Source organism: Erythrobacter sp. S57(2025), assembly GCF_057365055.1.
Genome location: NZ_CP200299.1, coordinates 2,984,305 through 3,001,190, shown reverse-complemented (window position 1 = coordinate 3,001,190; position 16,886 = coordinate 2,984,305). Strand labels below are relative to the sequence as shown.

General features: G+C 58.5%; 18 protein-coding genes. 9 read left to right on the top strand and 9 right to left on the bottom strand.

Annotation, left to right across the window (positions count from 1 at the left end; all coding sequences use genetic code 11):
- Positions 1-31: 31 nt before the first annotated feature.
- The 3 genes from AC0V6N_RS14390 to AC0V6N_RS14380 are packed head-to-tail and all read left to right on the top strand — an operon-like array spanning position 32 to position 1,713.
- Positions 32-661, top strand: a complete 630-nt coding sequence (locus AC0V6N_RS14390) for a hypothetical protein (protein ID WP_486172224.1) — start codon at positions 32-34, stop codon at positions 659-661.
- Positions 658-1,242, top strand: coding sequence for a hypothetical protein (locus AC0V6N_RS14385; protein WP_486172223.1), 585 nt, complete (start codon positions 658-660; stop codon positions 1,240-1,242). The genes AC0V6N_RS14390 and AC0V6N_RS14385 overlap by 4 nt, the downstream gene beginning before the upstream one ends.
- A 27-nt stretch (positions 1,243-1,269) precedes the next feature.
- On the top strand, positions 1,270-1,713 hold the full coding sequence (locus AC0V6N_RS14380) for a hypothetical protein (protein ID WP_486172222.1): 444 nt from the start codon (positions 1,270-1,272) through the stop codon (positions 1,711-1,713).
- A 27-nt stretch (positions 1,714-1,740) separates the two neighbouring features.
- On the opposite strand, the gene AC0V6N_RS14375 is transcribed toward AC0V6N_RS14380, so the two are convergent.
- Together AC0V6N_RS14375 and AC0V6N_RS14370 are read right to left on the bottom strand one after the other, a co-directional pair.
- Positions 1,741-3,129 (bottom strand): homoserine dehydrogenase, encoded by a 1,389-nt coding sequence (locus AC0V6N_RS14375; protein WP_486172221.1) that lies wholly within the window; start codon positions 3,127-3,129, stop codon positions 1,741-1,743.
- A 33-nt stretch (positions 3,130-3,162) separates the two neighbouring features.
- Complete coding sequence (locus tag AC0V6N_RS14370) at positions 3,163-4,023, bottom strand: hypothetical protein (RefSeq protein ID WP_486172220.1); 861 nt, start codon at positions 4,021-4,023, stop codon at positions 3,163-3,165.
- A 467-nt stretch (positions 4,024-4,490) separates the two neighbouring features.
- Here AC0V6N_RS14370 and AC0V6N_RS14365 point away from each other — a divergent pair, with 467 nt between their 5' ends.
- The 5 genes from AC0V6N_RS14365 (at position 4,491) to AC0V6N_RS14345 (ending at position 7,805) form a co-directional block, all read left to right on the top strand.
- On the top strand, positions 4,491-5,165 hold the full coding sequence (locus tag AC0V6N_RS14365; RefSeq protein WP_486172219.1) for an energy transducer TonB: 675 nt from the start codon (positions 4,491-4,493) through the stop codon (positions 5,163-5,165).
- Between the two features lie 76 nt (positions 5,166-5,241).
- Positions 5,242-6,018 (top strand): MotA/TolQ/ExbB proton channel family protein, encoded by a 777-nt coding sequence (locus AC0V6N_RS14360; protein ID WP_486172218.1) that lies wholly within the window; start codon positions 5,242-5,244, stop codon positions 6,016-6,018.
- A gap of 157 nt (positions 6,019-6,175) precedes the next feature.
- The gene (locus AC0V6N_RS14355) at positions 6,176-6,712 is read left to right on the top strand and encodes an ExbD/TolR family protein (RefSeq protein ID WP_486172217.1); all 537 of its coding nucleotides are present in this window, start codon (positions 6,176-6,178) and stop codon (positions 6,710-6,712) included.
- 32 nt (positions 6,713-6,744) lie between these two features.
- Positions 6,745-7,182: an ExbD/TolR family protein gene (locus AC0V6N_RS14350; protein ID WP_486172216.1), complete on the top strand. Its 438-nt coding sequence runs from the start codon at positions 6,745-6,747 to the stop codon at positions 7,180-7,182.
- A gap of 182 nt (positions 7,183-7,364) precedes the next feature.
- Complete coding sequence (locus AC0V6N_RS14345) at positions 7,365-7,805, top strand: ExbD/TolR family protein (RefSeq protein ID WP_486172215.1); 441 nt, start codon at positions 7,365-7,367, stop codon at positions 7,803-7,805.
- 35 nt (positions 7,806-7,840) lie between these two features.
- On the opposite strand, the gene AC0V6N_RS14340 is transcribed toward AC0V6N_RS14345, so the two are convergent.
- The 7 genes from AC0V6N_RS14340 to AC0V6N_RS14310 all read right to left on the bottom strand — a co-directional run bounded on the left by AC0V6N_RS14340 (position 7,841) and on the right by AC0V6N_RS14310 (position 15,914).
- Complete coding sequence (locus tag AC0V6N_RS14340; RefSeq protein WP_486172214.1) at positions 7,841-8,548, bottom strand: aminoglycoside adenylyltransferase domain-containing protein; 708 nt, start codon at positions 8,546-8,548, stop codon at positions 7,841-7,843.
- A gap of 62 nt (positions 8,549-8,610) precedes the next feature.
- Positions 8,611-11,073 (bottom strand): ligase-associated DNA damage response DEXH box helicase, encoded by a 2,463-nt coding sequence (locus AC0V6N_RS14335; RefSeq protein WP_486172213.1) that lies wholly within the window; start codon positions 11,071-11,073, stop codon positions 8,611-8,613.
- A gap of 5 nt (positions 11,074-11,078) precedes the next feature.
- Positions 11,079-11,897: a DUF2059 domain-containing protein gene (locus tag AC0V6N_RS14330; RefSeq protein WP_486172212.1), complete on the bottom strand. Its 819-nt coding sequence runs from the start codon at positions 11,895-11,897 to the stop codon at positions 11,079-11,081.
- Positions 11,898-11,983: 86 nt separating this feature from the next.
- Positions 11,984-13,330 (bottom strand): hypothetical protein, encoded by a 1,347-nt coding sequence (locus tag AC0V6N_RS14325; protein ID WP_486172211.1) that lies wholly within the window; start codon positions 13,328-13,330, stop codon positions 11,984-11,986.
- A complete protein-coding gene (pgmG, locus tag AC0V6N_RS14320) occupies positions 13,278-14,705 on the bottom strand; it encodes a phosphoglucomutase/phosphomannomutase PgmG (RefSeq protein ID WP_486172210.1) in 1,428 nt (475 codons plus the stop codon). The genes AC0V6N_RS14325 and pgmG overlap by 53 nt, the downstream gene beginning before the upstream one ends.
- Before the next feature lie 77 nt (positions 14,706-14,782).
- Entirely contained in the window at positions 14,783-15,085 is a 303-nt protein-coding gene (locus AC0V6N_RS14315; protein WP_486172209.1) for a J domain-containing protein, read from the bottom strand.
- Positions 15,086-15,101: 16 nt separating this feature from the next.
- A complete protein-coding gene (locus AC0V6N_RS14310; RefSeq protein WP_486172208.1) occupies positions 15,102-15,914 on the bottom strand; it encodes a division plane positioning ATPase MipZ in 813 nt (270 codons plus the stop codon).
- 106 nt (positions 15,915-16,020) lie between these two features.
- On the opposite strand from AC0V6N_RS14310, the gene panC reads away from it, so the two are divergent.
- The gene (panC, locus tag AC0V6N_RS14305; protein WP_486172207.1) at positions 16,021-16,881 is read left to right on the top strand and encodes a pantoate--beta-alanine ligase; all 861 of its coding nucleotides are present in this window, start codon (positions 16,021-16,023) and stop codon (positions 16,879-16,881) included.
- Positions 16,882-16,886: the final 5 nt, after the last annotated feature.

Genomic DNA, 16,886 nt, shown 5'->3' with positions numbered 1-16,886 from the left:
CGCCCCCGCGCTTAGACTTGGAGGAACGGGCTTGTCGAGCAAAGCTGACACACTGTTCCGGAAAACACCTGTCATTTGGGGAATGGGCGCCTGCCTGCTGGGTGTACAGCCTCTGGCCGCACAGGATGACGCGCCTGTTACAGGTGGCGATAATGCCGATGCGCAAGAGAGCGCTGAGCCCGCACCTCCGCCCTTGCGTCCCTTTGACGGTCTGAACCTGTCCGTGACGGTTCCCAAGAGCGAATCCGATCAGTTGCTCGAAGAGGATTGCGAAGAAGAGGCGGACGCGGCGCGCATCGCAGGTGAGATTATCGTGTGCCGCCGGATCGGTGAGGCAAGCGATGGATCCTGGGATAGCGAGGCATGGGAGCGTCGTTATGCTGAGCGTACGCAGGGCGAGCAGCCTGTCGATGTGGCTGGTGGCGGCATTTTTCGCGGGCCAGCAACGGTAGGCGGGCTGTGTGTGATACCGCCATGCCCTCCCGAAGCGGCCATCATGATTGATGTCGAAGCATTGCCGCAAGCGCCCGAAGGCTCTGACGCAGACCGGATTGCGCGTGGTCTCCCGCCGCTTGGCAGGGACGCCGAATTGACGCCTGAAGAAATCGCCGCACGCCGCCGCGCACTCGGCCTAGATGCGCCGCCGGTACCTGAAGAATGATGCGCTGGGGCGTGCAGATCACGGTCTTGATGGCCGCAAGCATTGCCCCTCTCGCACCGCCCTCCTCGCAAGATGAACCTCAGGCAACTGCGGACGAAGCTCAACGCGAAAGTACCGGCGAAGATGGTCGCCTGATTATCGACCTGACGCAGCCCACTCCTGATGCACCCTATGATGCGCTGGCAGCTGAGCAGTGCGATGAGGAAGCTGATGCCGCACGGATAGCGGGCGAGATTTTGGTTTGCCGGCAATTGGGAGACACCAGCGATGGTGCCTATGATCACGATGAGTTCACTCGCCGCTATGCCGAGGCGACGCAAGGGATGAAGACCCCCGATGTCGATGGCACTGGCTTGCCGCCTGGCATGGCTCCGCTGGTCACGATTAGAGGATGCTTCCTCCCGCCCTGCCCACCGCCGCCTGCTCTGATTATCGACGTGGAAGCTTTGCCCGATGCACCCGCAGGATCCGATGCAGACCGGATTGCACGCGGCCTGCCGCCTTTGGGTGAAGAAGGCGATGAGGGCCGCGGCCCAGCCAGCGAAGATGAGCTTGGCCTGCCACCAGTGCCGGAGCGCTGATGCAAATGCGGGGCGCATGCTGGGTCATTGAACGCTCAAGAAAATGAGCCTCCCTTGGAACCCGAAGGCGGCGTGCTGGTGCTCGATACTGATGCGGCCCGGCGGGAAGCCACCGCCGATCCGGTCCTGATCCAAGAATGCGAGGAGGAGGCAGAAGCTGCACGGATTGCAGGTGAGATTGTGGTCTGCCGCTCAATCGGGGCAACCAGTGATGGCGCATGGAACAGCGCCGACTTTGAACGCCGCTATGCCGAGGCGACGCAAGGGGTGAAGACGCCGGGCGTGGATGGAACAGGAGTGCAATTGCCCGGAGAAGGCTCCCTTATCGCCATCACTGTCACCACAAAACTGGGTGACCCACCGCCGCCGGCTTTGATCATAGATGTGACCGCTCTGCCCGAAGCGCCGCCCGGCTCTGATGCCGACCGAATCGCTCGGGGTTTGCCAGTGCTCACTGTCGAGGCGCCCTAGCCACCCGCTCTCTGCAAACGCGGAAAATCAGTTCGGCAGGATGGGCAGGACCAATGGCTCGCCCGTCAGGCTGTCAGAGCCGTCGAGTAGTTCGAGCGCGCGGCGCACATTCGCCTCTGGCCCTTCATGCGTCACAATCGCAACCAGAACTTCGCCGCCATCATTGGCGCGGCCCTGCTGGATCAGGCTTTCAATCGAAACATCAGCATCGCGCATTGCAGCGGTGATCTCCGCAAGCACGCCGGGGCGATCATTGACGGTGAAGCGCAAATAGGTGCGCTCCATCCGGTGTCCGGGCTCTGCTGGGCCAAGTGGCTCAAGCTGCGCAACCGGCATGGAGAACGGCGCGCCTGCATCGCCGCGGGCAATGTCAATCAAGTCAGCGACAACTGCGCTGGCCGTTGGACCATCGCCTGCCCCTGCGCCTTGGAACAACAGCCTCCCAGAGAAATTGCCTTCTGCGACCACCGCATTGGTTGGTCCATCGACGGGCGCGAGCGGATGATCCTTGGCAACCAAACATGGGCGCACGCGCTGAAGCAGTTTTGAGATGCCTGCCTCATCCTGCACATCGGCCTCTGCGATCAGTCGGATAACAAAGCCTAGCGCATCAGCCTGCGCAATATCGGCGGCGCGGACCTGAACGATCCCCGTCGTTCGCACAGCGCCAAAATCAATCTGCGCGCCAAAGCTGATAGCAGCCAAAATCGCGAGTTTGTGCGCGGCATCCACCCCTTCAATATCAAAGGTCGGATCAGCTTCTGCATACCCAAGCGCCTGCGCCTCGGCGAGCGTCTCTGCAAAGTCTGCTCCGGTCGATTCCATCTCTGACAGGATATAATTGCAGGTGCCGTTGAGAATGCCATAAACCTTGGTCAGCGCATTGGCGGAGGCGCCTTCGCGCAGTCCCTTCACCACTGGAATGCCGCCAGCGACCGCCGCTTCGAATTTCAGAGGCGCGCCATTGCCTTCGGCTTTTTCGGCAAGTTCCTGCCCGTGATGGGCGACCATCGCCTTATTCGCTGTGACCAATCCTTTGCCAAGGTCGAGCGCGGCGCGTGATAAGGCGAGCGCGGGCCCATCAGATCCGCCGACCAGCTCCACCACGACATCAACATGGTCATTGGCTGCAAGCGCCGTCATGTCATCTTCCCAAGCAAGGGCAGAAATATCGACACCGCGATCTTTGAATCGATCACGCGCGCTTACCGCGACCACCTCGATCGCCCGGCCAGCGCGCGCAGTGATGAGATCGCGATTGGTCTCCAGCAAACGCATGACACCAACACCAACTGTCCCAAGTCCGGCGATGGCGATACGCAAGGGTGTAAGGCTGGCTGTTTCAGGCAAGGATGCGCTCCGGTATGTGGGTTGAAATTGCCGGGCAGCGCTGGCGGGCGAGACCATTTCAGTCAAGCCAAAAGCTCTAGGCCTATTTAAATGACAGCTTCACCTGGTGACTGAGGCAATGTCTTGCGTGATGACGCGGTCGCACGCGCCCAGTTCCTGCATCATCAGCGCATAATCGCTTTCGGCCAAGCGCCGAGCGCCCGGATCGCGTGCAAGATTCGCGCTGGAAGGCAGGCGATCAGGCAGTGCGCAAGCAAGGCGATACCAACGCAGCGTACCAGGTTGCGGAGCGCGAGCGGCCGAATCAATGATTTCACCCCACGAAACGCCCCAAACCGCGCGTTGGCCAGGACGGCGCAGCACCGATGCCGATACGGGCGAGCGATCTTGCGTCGCCAAGAAAATCTGCGTCTCCGATTCGCCAACCAGCGTGCCTTGGACTGCAAGCGCATCGCGGATGCCGGTGACCACCGGCGGCACATCGCGTGAAACCAGTGACGTCAGAACCGGGCGCAATCGCGATTCGAGTTCGGGCGAGTAGTCCAGCTGCGCATTCTTGCCGACCAATTGGATCGAACCACGCCGTCCTGGAACAGCATCTGCGAACAGCAAAACCACCCGTTTTCTATGCCTTTCCGGCCTTCCACGCTCATCAAGCGGAACGTCCACCAGATAGGTCAGCTCTTCTCCCACCGCGCTTGAGCCTGCAAGCAGCGCTTGAGTGCGGGCCTCTATGTAAAGGCGCGCGAATCCGGGCGCCAGGCCGGGCGCTCTTTCCGGTTCCAGTTCAATTTGGCGGCGAATCTCTGCCCGGATAACCAGATCACTGGCCTCTGCCAGCGTGACAAGATCGGAATAGGTGGCTTGTTGAGCAATTGTTGGCGGGGCCATATCGGAATCTTGTGCAAAAGCTGGAACCGCCAAAAATGCAGCGCAGACAGCGCCACCAGCAACCGCCATTATTTGCCTGAAATGATTAATTAAATTTGTGTTAACGCGCGCGCTCATTGCGAATTTCCGTTTCTCTTGCCTGATGCCGAGTGGGGCCGTTCTTGTTGCAGAACTTTGCCCGTGAATCAGCCCTGAATAGATAAAGCGTTTGATTGCCTAGGTGTTGACCGTTAAAGCTCCAAGTTCTTGCAACGAGGTTGGGGACAAGATCGGGGCAAGTGGAGCCGTTTTGGAGGTGCTTTGGGAAGAAGTGCTGACAGCGGTGTTCCGGGATCAAATTTCCCTCGAGCGCTCACCGGGTTGACGGGCGTCGTGGACCAAATTTGAGAACCGGACGGGAGATCAAGATCAAGGGATTCACGGCCCGGGGTCTGACTTGAGCGTTTGCGAGCAAATCGCAAGCCTTGATTCGGGCCCTGACGTGAGAGTTGTGTCGGACGTATGGGCCGACGATGTAATGGAGAGTAAACAGCCGCATGGCCTATGCTGACCAACAAGGGATGACCCCGGCCAAATGGACCGCACTTATTGCAGCGCTCGCTGTGGTAGGTGGGATCGGTTTGGCGATGGTTCTCGGTCTGACCATCTCGCGGATCAAAGAAGAGATCCAGCGTGTGACTACGGTCGATATCGAAGAGCCACCGCCACCTGAAGAGCCGGACGAGCCGCCACCCCCACCTGATGAGCCGGTTTCACCGCCGCCTCCGGTCGCGCCTCCGCCGCCGATTAACATCGCGCCGGCACCGCCACCAATTCAAACGCAGCCGAATATTCCACCGCCCGCTCCGCCGGCTTTGGTTATTCCGCCACCTGCACCGCCCGCTCCGCCGGCCGCACCGCCACCACCGCCTTCGCAGGCACGTGGCGCGACGACCCGCAACGAGCGTCGTTGGGCGCAACGGATTCAGGATAACTACCCTTCACGCGCACTGCGTGAAGAAGTTGAAGGAACCGTGGGTGTACGCGTGACCGTAACGGCCGAAGGCCGGGCCAGCGGATGCCAGGTTACTGCCTCGAGCGGTTCCAGCGTTCTTGACCAAGCGGCCTGTCGCGGGATGGAACGTTATGCTCGGTTCAACCCGGCGCTGAATGATGCAGGCAACCCTACGACGGGTTCCTACTCGACACGGATTACATATCGTTTGAACTAAATTTGTCGGACCCTTCCACCTCGGGTTTGGAGGAGGTGGAGGGTTCGGACAGGGATTTTTAAGAGGACTACTCGCAATGAACCTTTATTACCTTGCAGCCGGCGCAGCAGCCGACAACGAGATCCAGAACAAGTTCGGCTTCATGGAAGCCATGAGAGAAGGCGGCCCCGTTGCTTGGTCGATCCTTGCCGTCATGGTCATCATGTCCGTTGGCTCGTTCTACATCCTGTTCACGAAATTGTTCGAACAGAACAAAATCATGAAGCAGTACAAGGCCGTTCAATCATCGTTCTGGCGCACTGGCAGCCTCAAAGAAGGCGCTGCCAAGCTTGAGAAGAACAGCGCATGGCGCCAGCTTGCTGACGACGCGATTGTCGCTCAGGAAAAGCATGAAAAGATGACCGACAGCCTCGAAGCGCATGACTACATGCACGGTTCGCTGCAGCGTTCAGAAGATTCGATCAACGCAGCGCTTGCCGGTGGTCTTCCCTTCCTCGCATCTGTGGGCGCTACCGCACCGTTTATTGGTCTGCTCGGTACCGTGATCGGTATTTACCGCGCGCTGATCAACATCGGTATCGAAGGTTCTGCTTCGATCGATAAGGTTGCTGGCCCAGTTGGTGAAGCCTTGATCATGACCGCGATTGGTCTGCTCGTGGCTGTGCCTGCCGTGCTTGCGTTTAACTGGCTGCAGTCGCGCAACCGCCGCATCGGTGAGCTGCTCGGCAGCTTCTCAACCGACATCCTTGCTTACATCAGCTCGGACGGTGCGGTTAAGCCTGCCGTTACAGCAGCGCCTGCCGCTAAAGCAAAACCAGCTGCTAAGCCAGCTGCTGCGGCGATGAAGAAGTAAGAGTTTGATTTCGGGATTGAGGGGTAGGCAGCATCACGCCGCCGCCCCTCAACTACCCGGAAATTTCACTCTTCACCAATGCGCGCCGGTGCCAGTCACTGCTTGCCTCTGGCGCGAAAGAATAACCGCTCTTCATTGAGCCAATAGGGAATTCACAATGGCGATTTCTTCGGGAGGTGGGGGCGATACCCCGATGTCCGACATCAACACCACGCCGCTCGTGGATGTGATGCTGGTTCTCCTCATCATCTTCCTCATCGCTGTTCCGGTCGCAATTCAGACGATTGAACAGCTCGAGATCCCCGTATTCGAGTCCATCGAAGCGAAGAACAAGGTCGAAAACCTGCAGCTCACCGTCAGCACGACGGATGTGAACGGGCAAACGGCCACTACGGTTCGAGCTGGATTTGAAGGTGCAACGCGCCAGGGCGAATGCCGGGTCTACTTCAACAACATCACCCCTGTTTCTTCTGATGAATTGTATGATCTTGCGTTCAATCGCTTGGATGCAATCGTTCAGCAGGCTGGCGGTCCAGAGGCGTTGATGGAAGATCCAGACCGGATCCCACAGGTCCACATTCGTGCTGACCGTGAGGCTCCATGGCGCTGCGTTGCAGGTACGATCTACAACATTCAGCGTGCGGGCTATCCGACCGTTGGCTTCATCTCGAACCCGGTTGAGCCTGGTATCTAAACCAGCGCGACACGATTTAAGGAGTAACTGACATGGGTATGGCTGGAGGTAAGCTTGACGGCGAACCGATGATCGACATGAACATGACCCCGCTGATCGACGTTTTGCTCGTTCTGCTGATTATGTTCATCATCACCATTCCGGTGGCGACACACTCGGTTGATATCGATCTGCCGCAACCGACACCGAATGATAATCCGCCGCCGGTGGATCCGATCAAAAACAAACTGGTGCTCACACAGGACGGTCAAATCCTGTGGAACGCAACTCCGATCAGCCAAGGTGAGCTTGTGGCTAACCTGCAGGAAAGCCTTCGGTTTGCAGTTGAGCCTGAGCTTCAATTCGAACCAGAAGCGCTCGCCAGCTATGACCTCTCGGTCAAGGTGCTGAACATCATTAAGGCATCGGGCGTCACGAAGTTCGGCTTTGTCGGAAATGAAAAATACCGGGTCTTCAATTCCGGAAGTTAAACTCGTCAGAAATGACAGGTGCATGAAGGGCGGCTCTGCGGAGCTGCCCTTTTTGTTTGAGGGGAACTGCGGCCCGATAAGTCCCAAAACCCATACCGGTACGCGTTAGGCAACTTTTAGGTGACTGTGTATCATCGCTTCCGGGAGCCACCCCTAAGACCTCCCGACAAAAGGAGAGAGAGATGCCAAAAAAAGTCACTCGCCCGAACAAATACGCCCCCAGCAATTCGCGCACGATCGGGGAGATGAACGTCACTCCCTTTATCGATGTATTGCTGGTGCTGCTCGTCATGCTGATCATGGCGGTGCCGATCAAACTGCATGAGACACAGGTCGATCTACCCAATGGCGATTGCGAGAATTGCCCCGTCAATTTGACCGAAAACACCATCGCCATCACCGCTCAGGATGAGCTGTTATGGAACGGCGTGCCTGTCACGACAGAGCAGTTGCGCCAACAGGTCGCTGTCGCTGCTGCGATGTCTGAGCAACCTTTGCTGCGCTTCGAGCCGGAGGCGCTGGCCAGCTACGACAAATCCGCCCGCACGATTGCGCTGATCAAAGAGTCAGGCGCAGAACGCTTCGCCTTTGTCGGCAATCACAAATATGCGGGGCTGGACTGAGCTAAACCTCGCCCAGGTTGAAATGAGGGGAAACCTCAGATTTGCGCAATCGCAAGCTCCACAAAGTTCCGCGCAGATCGCGCAGCGGGTGCCGATCCGCTGCGCTTCATCCTGAATTCGAGCGCCTGTGCCACAAGCTGATCCTCGGCGTGTAAGGCAAGCCACCACTTCCCTCCTTCGGTCTTCGATATGATCCGCCCGGTTTCGATGGCGTTGAGCGACCGCGCCGCGTTCAAGACTGCATTGGTGATCGCCTGATCGGTGGGATCAGTGCGCAAATCTTTACGATGCCAAAGCATTTCGCTCAGCAACGCAGCGCGGAGATCGTTCATCGATACTGGAGCCAGAACATCGCAGGGGTCAGCTCCCCAAAGGGATAGTCCTGATTGCCGACACAATTGCATGTGGATCAAAATGTCGCTGGTCGTACCATCCGTTTCGACCTGTGTGCCCCACTCCCGACCGGTCGACAAAGCGAACTCATACGGCATCTCTACAGGCGGCGCGCGCACAGCATCGGCCGCGCATAGGATCAATTCCAGGCCAAATGCTGGCACAGGTAAGGTCTTGTGGCTCAGGAGAGCCACAAGCTCGTCACGCTGGGCGGATGTAAATGCGCCCGACACGACGCCTAGAATGTCGAGGTCGCTCGAATGCGGCTGAAAATCGCTCTGTACGACAGAGCCATGCAGATAGAGCGCAACCAGATCAGGTCCGAGCACATCTCGATGAATCCTGCTCACAATTCGCAGGTACTCCGGAACAGCAGATCCAGGTTCAAATGCATTTGACAAAGCATCCATCATCAATCGCCTTCGAGCGGCGGATCAATCCGCATCGCCTCACCCACCAAGCTCTCCGCTTCTAGCAGCAGTTCGTCATCCACTGCACCTTGAGGTACGGACTCGCGACCAATCATGGTCATCACCGGCACTGCGAGCGGCGACACGCGGTCCAGCTCAACATGGACCATTTCCGTTTGCGATCGCTCAAGCAAATCCGCGAGCCGCCCCACATCAGTCATCCGTGCGCGGGCGTCGGCCCATGCGGCCTCCAGCAGCACGTGGTCGGGCTCATATTTCTTGAGCACGTCGTAAATCAGGTCGGTTGAGAAGGTGACTTGTTTGCCCGTCTTGCGCTTGCCGGGATGCTGGCGCTCGACAAGTCCGCTGATCACCGCGACCTCGCGGAAAGCGCGGCGCAGCAGGTGGCTTTCGGTCACCCAATCGGTGAATTCATGGGTAAGGATATCAGGCGAGAGCAGCGGCTTGGGGTCTTCCACCGGCTTCAATCCCCATACCGCCAGCGTGTAATCATTCGCGACAAACCCGCCCGGCATCAGCCCGCGATCTTCCATCCGCCGCGTGATCAACATGCCCAGCGACTGGTTCGCGTTCCACCCTTCGAAAGTGTAGTAGGCGGTGTAGTGCTTTTTGTGGTGGGGAAAGCTTTCGACTAGTAGTTCGCCGGGTTTTGGCAAGCGGCTGCGATTATCCTGCACCTCCAACCATTCGCGCACATCATCGGGAAAACGCCCCCAGCCCGCGCGATCATCCAGCATCGCTTGTACGCGAGTGGCGAGGTGCGTGGTGAGTGGTAGGCGCAGACCTCCATAGCTCGGGATAGTCGCGGATTTCTTGGCCGCGCGCACGATCACGTCCATGTCTTTGACGCTCTCAACCTCAACACTCATCCCTGCGAAGAAGAAGGTGTCGCCGGTGGAAAGCTGCGCGGCAAAGCGCTCCTCAACCTTGCCCAGCTTGCGGCCATTCTTGAAGCGCACGGTGAGCATTTCACTATCGACAATGATGCCGGCATTCATGCGGTGGCGCTGGGCCTGGTTAGGGTGAGCGAGCCGCCAAGTGCCATCCTTCGCGCGCACGATCCGCTTGAACTTGTCATAGGCGCGCAGGGCATAGCCGCCATTCTCAACAAAGCTGAGCACGCGCCCAAGCGCCTCCGCATCAAGCCAGGCATAAGCGAGCGAGCTTTGCAGCTCCGCCAGAAGATCATCCTCATGAAACGGTCCTGCGCATGCACAGGCCATCACATGCTGAGCGAGCACATCGAGACCGCCTGCGCGAAACTCTTCGCCATCACGCTGCCCCTCATCAACTGCATCCTTGGCCGCCATCGCTTCGAGGAACTCAAAGCGGTTGCCCGGCACGAGCATTGCTCGCGAAGCCGTGTCGAGCCGGTGGCCTGCACGCCCAATCCGCTGGAGCAGCCGCGATGATCCCTTTGGCGCGCCCATCTGCACTACCAAATCAATATCGCCCCAATCGACCCCCAGATCGAGGCTGGCGGTGGCGACGAGTGCGCGCAGCTTTCCATCGGCCATCGCATCTTCGACCTTGCGCCGCGCCTCTTTCGACAGGCTGCCATGGTGGACGCCGATGGGCAGGTTGTCCTCGTTCACCTCCCACAGACATTGGAAGATAAATTCTGCCAGAAAGCGTGTGTTGGTAAAGACCAGCGTGGTCCGATTGTCCTTTATCGCTTGATACAATTGGTCGACCGCCCAGCGCCCGGCATGCCCGCCCCATGGTACGCGCTCCTCAATAGGGAGCAGGATTTGCAGGTCTGGCTCTGCTCCCGCCTCCCCCAACACCAGATCGGCGGCATGCATCTCGCCCGTGCCATCCGCAGGCTGCGGGGCCAGCCATTCCTGAAAGCTGAGCGGATTGGCGAGGGTCGCTGAGAGGGCGACCCGCTGCATATCGGGCGCAAGCTGTTGCAACCGCGCAAGGCTCAACGCCAGCAAATCGCCCCGCTTACCCGTGGCGAAGGCGTGAACCTCATCAATCACTACGCGTTTAAGCGTGCGAAACAGGTCGAGGCTTTCAGGGTAGGACAGCAGCAGCGAGAGGCTCTCAGGCGTCGTCAGCAGGACATGCGGAGGCTTTGTGCGCTGGCGTTTCTTGCGGTCGGACGAGGTGTCACCACTGCGAGTTTCGACCCGGATAGGAAGCCCGATTTCCTCAACAGGGGTGAGCAGGTTGCGCTTCACATCATGCGCCAGGGCCTTCAATGGCGAGACATAGAGCGTGTGCAGACCGTCTTCGGGCGATTCACCATTCGAAGGTGCAAAATCGCACAATGTCGGCAGGAACCCGGCGAGCGTCTTACCCGCACCCGTATCGGCAACCAGCAACGCGTGCCGCCCTTCGCGCGCTTTGGTAAGCATATCGAGCTGGTGGCGACGCACCCGCCACCCGCGCGCATCGAACCAACCCTGTATTTCAGGAGGGAGAGCAGGCTCACCCATCAATGTCAGAACGCGCTGGGCGTCTCCGCCGGTTCGTTTTGAGCGAGCGTATCGACGCTGACACCCAGCAATTCAGCGAGCCGTTTTTGCTCCGCTTCGCTGAGCTCAGAGTAGCGGCGCCCCTGCGGATATTCCTGCGCAATCGTCTGCGCGTTTTCCATGATCTCTGGCATGCGCTGCATGACTGCAGGCATCATCTCATTCATCGACGACATAACCTGCGGATCAGCAAAGATCAGATAGCTTTCCGCAGCGTATTTCTTGCCCACGGGAGTTTCGAAATAGGTCGCGAGGTCATTCAGTTCAGCCTTGGTGAAACGGACAGCATAGGCGCGCGCAAGACCCGCCCGATAGGCTGGCTCAACATCAACCATGACTTCGCCGATCAGGCCGAACATTGATGTAGTCATTGCAGTGTTGCGCTCTTCAGCGGCCGGATCGAGCAAGGCCGCTGCCTCCTCCAGCCGCTTGTCATCCACCTCAGTCAGATCAAACGGGCTCAATCCAGTCAGTTGCGAGACGGAGAGCGCAGGCGCGGCGCCAAATCCGCCCATCATGCTTTCCATCATGGGCTGCATGCTTTCTTCCATCATCCGCGCCATTGTGCCCTCAGGCATCAATTTTGAGACAACCAGCATGGCTGCGGGCAATCGATCTTGCTGTTCTTCGGTGAGCGGCTCTGCATTGCCGAACATATCGCCAAACATATTGCCCAGCGCTTCATACTGTTCATCGGTCAGCGTTTCGCTTGGGACGGTTTGTGCAGCTGCCGGTGCAGAGATGAGCGAGAGCGCGCAAGCAGCGGCGATGGTGAAGCGTTTCATTTGGGCGATCCTGTTGCAGGTGGTGTTGTGCGATATATGCCTGAGCCGCTCACGAGGTTCCAGTAATAACCTACGTCCAAAACGCATCAAATCGCGGCGAGCATGGCGGGCGTTACATCCTCAGGACGTTCAAGCATGGCTTGCAAGAGAGCAATTTCGATGGCGCAGCGGTTGGGATCACCCGGCGAAGCCATCGCAGATTGCAGCGTCGCATCATCAATCCCATAGCGTTCTGCCGCTGCCTCGACCGCCCATGCGGGAACGCCAACTTCGTCTGCGTCCACGGGAGGATCTGCACTGAACGCGCCGGACGTCAAAAGATCGGCGGCGACACTTTGCTCAAACGTCCCCCAATCTTCGCGCATCTGAGGCACGCCATTATCAAATCGCGCAGCGATCACTTCGCCACACGCAGTCTGTCCTGCGTCCTGCGCGGTTGTGAGCCAAGCTAAATGCAGCTCTGCGATAGCGAGCGCTTGCTCTTGCGATACCGCTGTTCGGACATCCAAAATGCGATTTCGCAGGAAAGCGCGCGCGATTTCGATATCATCCGAATTTGATGGAGTGCGGTTCACCAGATCGAGTGCGAGCGCGCTATCGGCCTGGATCAAGCGCACATAGTCGAACCCGCTGCCAAACAGCGTCGCCGCCATCGCATCAATGCGCGCAGGATCAACAGCACCTGGATCGCGACTTTCTGGGACAGGGCTTGCCGGCGGCTGGCTAGTTACAGAACCAGGTGCGTATTCCGGTTCCTCGCCGCCGAGGCTTACGCAAGTAACAAGCAGCATGAACACGCCTGCAAAGATGAAGGCGCTGTACTTCTTGAACGAATAGCGTTCGACGAATGCGGAGAATGTGCCCGATTGCAGGCCTCCGTCATGGCGCGGTGCCTGCGATGCAATGAAGTCTTCGACCAGTTCGTTGACCGGCTCCGTCGCACCGGTGAAGCGGCCACCATGCTCCCATGCGGGCTCTGGCTCTGGCTCTGGCTCTGGCTCTGGCTCTGGCTCTGGCTCTGGCTCTGGCTCTGGCTCTGGCTCTGGCTCTGGCTCTGGCTCTGGCTCTGGCTCTGGCTCTGGCTCTGGCTCTGGCTCTGGCTCTGGCTCTGGCTCTGGCTCTGGCTCTGGCTCTGCGGGGGAATCTAGTGGCGGCGGCGAAGCGTCAAGCGCTTGCTCATCGCCCCTACGCTCAGCCTCGCGCTGCATTGCGGAGGCGAGGAATAGCGCCTTCTCTCGCGCCTCGGTCAGCTCGGCAAAGGCAGAGATACGCATGGCCTGCGCATCCAGCTCAGCGCGCTTGGCCGCATAGGCCGCAAGGATTGCGTCCCTATCGGTTGTCTCTTCTATGCCTAGAGCGACCCAGGCCCAGTCTGCCCCCTTAGTGCCCAACGCTCTCCCCACGTTCGAGACCGGATAGCGCCAATTGCTCATCGATCTGCGCAATCAGCCGCTCAAGCCCATTCTCGGTGTCACTCTCGGCCCGAGCCACCAGCACATCCTGTGTGTTCGAAGCGCGCAAGAGCCACCAACCATCCGCCGTGTTCACGCGCACGCCGTCGGTTGCGTTGACGCTTTCAACTTCGGGGCCGGGATTGGTGGTAAGCCGTCCGGAAATCTCTTCCATCGCCGGAAATTTGCGCGCTTCATCGACCTGAAACCGCATTTCGGGCGTGTTGAGCATATCCGGCATCGCGCTGCGCAGCTCCGTCACCGATTTGCCGAGCCGGGCGGAGGCCGCCAGCAAACGAATCCCTGCATAAAGAGCGTCGTCAAACCCGTAATAGGTGTCTGCAAAGAAGACATGCCCGCTCATTTCGCCTGCAAGCGGTGAACCAGTTTCCTTCATTTTGGACTTAATCAGCGAGTGGCCAGTCTTCCACATGAGCGGCTTTCCGCCATGCTCGGATACGTGATCAAACAGCGCGCGGCTGGCCTTCACATCGGCGATAATCGTGGCGTCTTGATGGGTTTTGAGCACGTCTTCGGCGTAGATCATCAGCAGCTGATCGCCCCAGATCACCCGGCCTTCACCATCAATTGCGCCGATCCGGTCGCCATCGCCATCAAAAGCCACTCCAAAATCGAGGTTCTTCTCAGCGACGAGCGCGCGAAGGTCGGTCAGGTTCTCTTCAACCGTTGGATCAGGATGGTGGTTTGGAAAATGTCCATCAACGTCAGTAAACAGCAAATGATGCTCGCCCGGCAATTTCGCAGCGAGCATTTCGAGAGCAGGTCCGGCCGCGCCGTTCCCGGCATCCCAGCCGACCTTGAGCGAGGAAAGGCTGGCGGTGTCGATACCGCTGAGACCCTCGAGCATACGCTCGACATACTCGCCCATGATATCGCTCTGCGAAACTGCGCCAGCTCCATCGAGCCAGTCGCCCGCTGCTGCCAATTCCCCCAGCTTCTGGATGTCCGCCCCAAAAAACGGTCGGCCCTGAAATACCATTTTGAAGCCGTTGTAATTGGGGGGATTGTGGCTGCCAGTTATCTGAATGCCGCCCTGTACTTCTTCGTTTGAGGCTTCTGCATAATACAGCATTGGGGTCGCCCCCATGCCGATCCGCACAACATCGCACCCGCTCGCCGTAAGCCCTTCGACCAGCGCGTGTTCGAGCATAGGCGAACTGACCCGGCCATCGTAACCAATCGCAACCGTCGGTGAAGAACCCTCGCCTTCGGCACGGCGCAGCAGTGTCCCGAAACTGCGACCAATCGCGCGCGCATCATCCGCGCCCAGTGTTTCGCCAATAATCCCGCGAATATCATACTCACGAAGAACGGTCTGATCGAATGTGTGAGCCATTTGGGAGAGGCCTTCTCTTAGCTGTGTTTGGCAAGTCGCAAGCCGACTATACCGCAATCATGTCAATCAATTGACGCTCAATCGCTGAGCCTGTCATCACCATCTGGCAGCTCATCCAGCAAAAGATCGCGCGCCGCGTTGGCTTCATGCACTTTGGCGTTGGAACCGCCAACATCGGGGTGCACTTTTGCGATTAAGCGCCTGTGCGCAAGCAGGATTTGATCGCGCGTGGCAGTTTCTTCGACCGCCAACAATTTGCGTGCTTTGAACACTTTTTGCGACCGGGTTGGCTTCGAACTCATCGCTTGCCACGGCCATTGGCCGAACGCCCAGCGAAACAGCAGGCAAACGAGCAGCAAAATGACGGCAATACGAAGCATAGGTGTGAGGACTCTCTTAGGCGACTTTCTTGGGCGGCGTTGATTTTTCGAACTCGGGCAGTTTGAGCGCCATTAACAGCGAACGCAATTCCTGCCGGGCAACCAAATGGCTGGTCCCCAGATCGCCCAGATGACCCTTATCGAGCAAGGTCAGTCCTGATGGGAACAATTCACGGTAAATCACGCGTTCCGAAAGGCCATGGGTCACCCGGAAACCGACCCGCTTCGACATTTCGGTTAGCGCTTTTTCAATACGCGCCATATTGCGCGCCTCGGTATAGCCGGTGCGGTTGCGCACGACGATCCAGTCCATCTCCGGACGCTTTTCAGCAATCGTTGCCCGGCTGCGTTTAACCCGTGCCTCCCAGATAAGCTCTGCGAAGAATGACAATTTCCTGACCTGAAAGCTTTCGGGATCGACCTGGCCGATCAAATCGAAATCGACGAAGCTATCGTTCATTGGTGTGACCAGCGTATCGGCATTTTCAACCGCGCAGCGTGCAAAGGGGTCATCGCGTCCCGGATTGTCGATGATCAGGAAATCGCAATCCTTCTCCAGCCGATCAATCGCCACCAGCAATGCCTGTTCGCTGCGCCCCTTGAATACTTCGCAGGCGGGCGTGGGAAGCTCAATGTTGCGGCGCTGCATCGTGCGGAAACGGTTTTCCATATAGCGATGCGTGGTGCGCTGGCGCGGATCCAGATCGATGACGGTCACGCGCGCACCCAGATAGGACAGCGCCACGGCAATATGCACGGCCGTCGTCGATTTGCCCGTGCCGCCCTTTTCGTTCGCAAAGACGATCCTGTGTGCAGTCTTGCCAGTCATTGTTTTCGCGAGCGATCCTTTAACGAAGCTCTTGCATGTATTGGCTTCAAACGCGTAGCCCGATGCGTGTGGTGATTTAAGACGCTGTATCGGAGGGGTTTGACCCGTGCAAACTGCACATACACTCGATGTGTTGAGAAATGAGGTCTCAAAATTACGCGGAGGCGGGGCTGAGACGATCGGCCTGGTGCCCACTATGGGTGCCTTGCATGATGGGCACCTTACACTGGTACGCCGCGCGCGCGAGAAATGCGACCACGTGGTCGCCTCGATCTTCGTGAACCCCACGCAGTTTGGCCCGAATGAGGACCTGGACGCCTATCCGCGGCAGCTTGAGCAGGATGCCGAGATGCTCGAGCGCGAAGGCTGCGCGCTGCTTTGGGCGCCGACAGTTGGGACGATGTATCCGGACGGGTTCGTTTCCAATATTTCTGTCAGCAAAGTGAGCGAGAGGTTCTGCGGTGCGGACCGCCCAGGCCATTTCGACGGCGTTGCCACGGTGGTTTGCAAGCTCTTCAACCAAGTGCAGCCCGATATGGCGTTCTTTGGCGAAAAAGATTTCCAACAACTCGCGGTGATCCGGGCAATGGCCCGCGATCTCGATCTAACTTTGCCGTCAGCGCATCAAATCATCGGCGTACCAACGGTGCGCGAGGCAGACGGCTTGGCGATGTCGAGCCGCAATCGGTATCTGAGCGGAGACGAGCGAGAGGCTGCTACAACTCTTCCCAACTCGCTTAAGGCTGCAACTAAGGCGGTTGAGGGTGGAGCTTCGATTTCTGACGCGATCGAAGCTGCTAAGCGTGCGCTTACGATTGCCGGATTTGAGGTCGACTATGTTGCGATCGTCGATGCCACTAGCCTTGAGCCGATTGATATGCTCACCGGCAAATCTGCACGCATTCTCGCTGCCGCCAAGCTTGGCAAAACGCGGCTGATCGACAATATGGCGATTGAACAAGCCTAAGGGTC

Bases quoted from the DNA above. Each gene is read 5' to 3' on its own strand.
- AC0V6N_RS14355 (WP_486172217.1), top strand. From the start codon at position 6,176: ATGGCGATTTCTTCGGGAGGTGGGGGCGATACCCCGATGTCCGACATC.
- AC0V6N_RS14360 (WP_486172218.1), top strand. From the start codon at position 5,242: ATGAACCTTTATTACCTTGCAGCCGGCGCAGCAGCCGACAACGAGATC.
- AC0V6N_RS14370 (WP_486172220.1), bottom strand. From the start codon at position 4,023: ATGGCGGTTGCTGGTGGCGCTGTCTGCGCTGCATTTTTGGCGGTTCCA.
- AC0V6N_RS14365 (WP_486172219.1), top strand. From the start codon at position 4,491: ATGGCCTATGCTGACCAACAAGGGATGACCCCGGCCAAATGGACCGCA.
- AC0V6N_RS14385 (WP_486172223.1), top strand. From the start codon at position 658: ATGATGCGCTGGGGCGTGCAGATCACGGTCTTGATGGCCGCAAGCATT.
- AC0V6N_RS14335 (WP_486172213.1), bottom strand. From the start codon at position 11,073: ATGGGTGAGCCTGCTCTCCCTCCTGAAATACAGGGTTGGTTCGATGCG.
- AC0V6N_RS14310 (WP_486172208.1), bottom strand. From the start codon at position 15,914: ATGACTGGCAAGACTGCACACAGGATCGTCTTTGCGAACGAAAAGGGC.
- AC0V6N_RS14325 (WP_486172211.1), bottom strand. From the start codon at position 13,330: ATGAGCAATTGGCGCTATCCGGTCTCGAACGTGGGGAGAGCGTTGGGC.
- AC0V6N_RS14345 (WP_486172215.1), top strand. From the start codon at position 7,365: ATGCCAAAAAAAGTCACTCGCCCGAACAAATACGCCCCCAGCAATTCG.
- AC0V6N_RS14350 (WP_486172216.1), top strand. From the start codon at position 6,745: ATGGGTATGGCTGGAGGTAAGCTTGACGGCGAACCGATGATCGACATG.
- AC0V6N_RS14315 (WP_486172209.1), bottom strand. From the start codon at position 15,085: ATGCTTCGTATTGCCGTCATTTTGCTGCTCGTTTGCCTGCTGTTTCGC.
- pgmG (WP_486172210.1), bottom strand. From the start codon at position 14,705: ATGGCTCACACATTCGATCAGACCGTTCTTCGTGAGTATGATATTCGC.
- AC0V6N_RS14330 (WP_486172212.1), bottom strand. From the start codon at position 11,897: ATGAAACGCTTCACCATCGCCGCTGCTTGCGCGCTCTCGCTCATCTCT.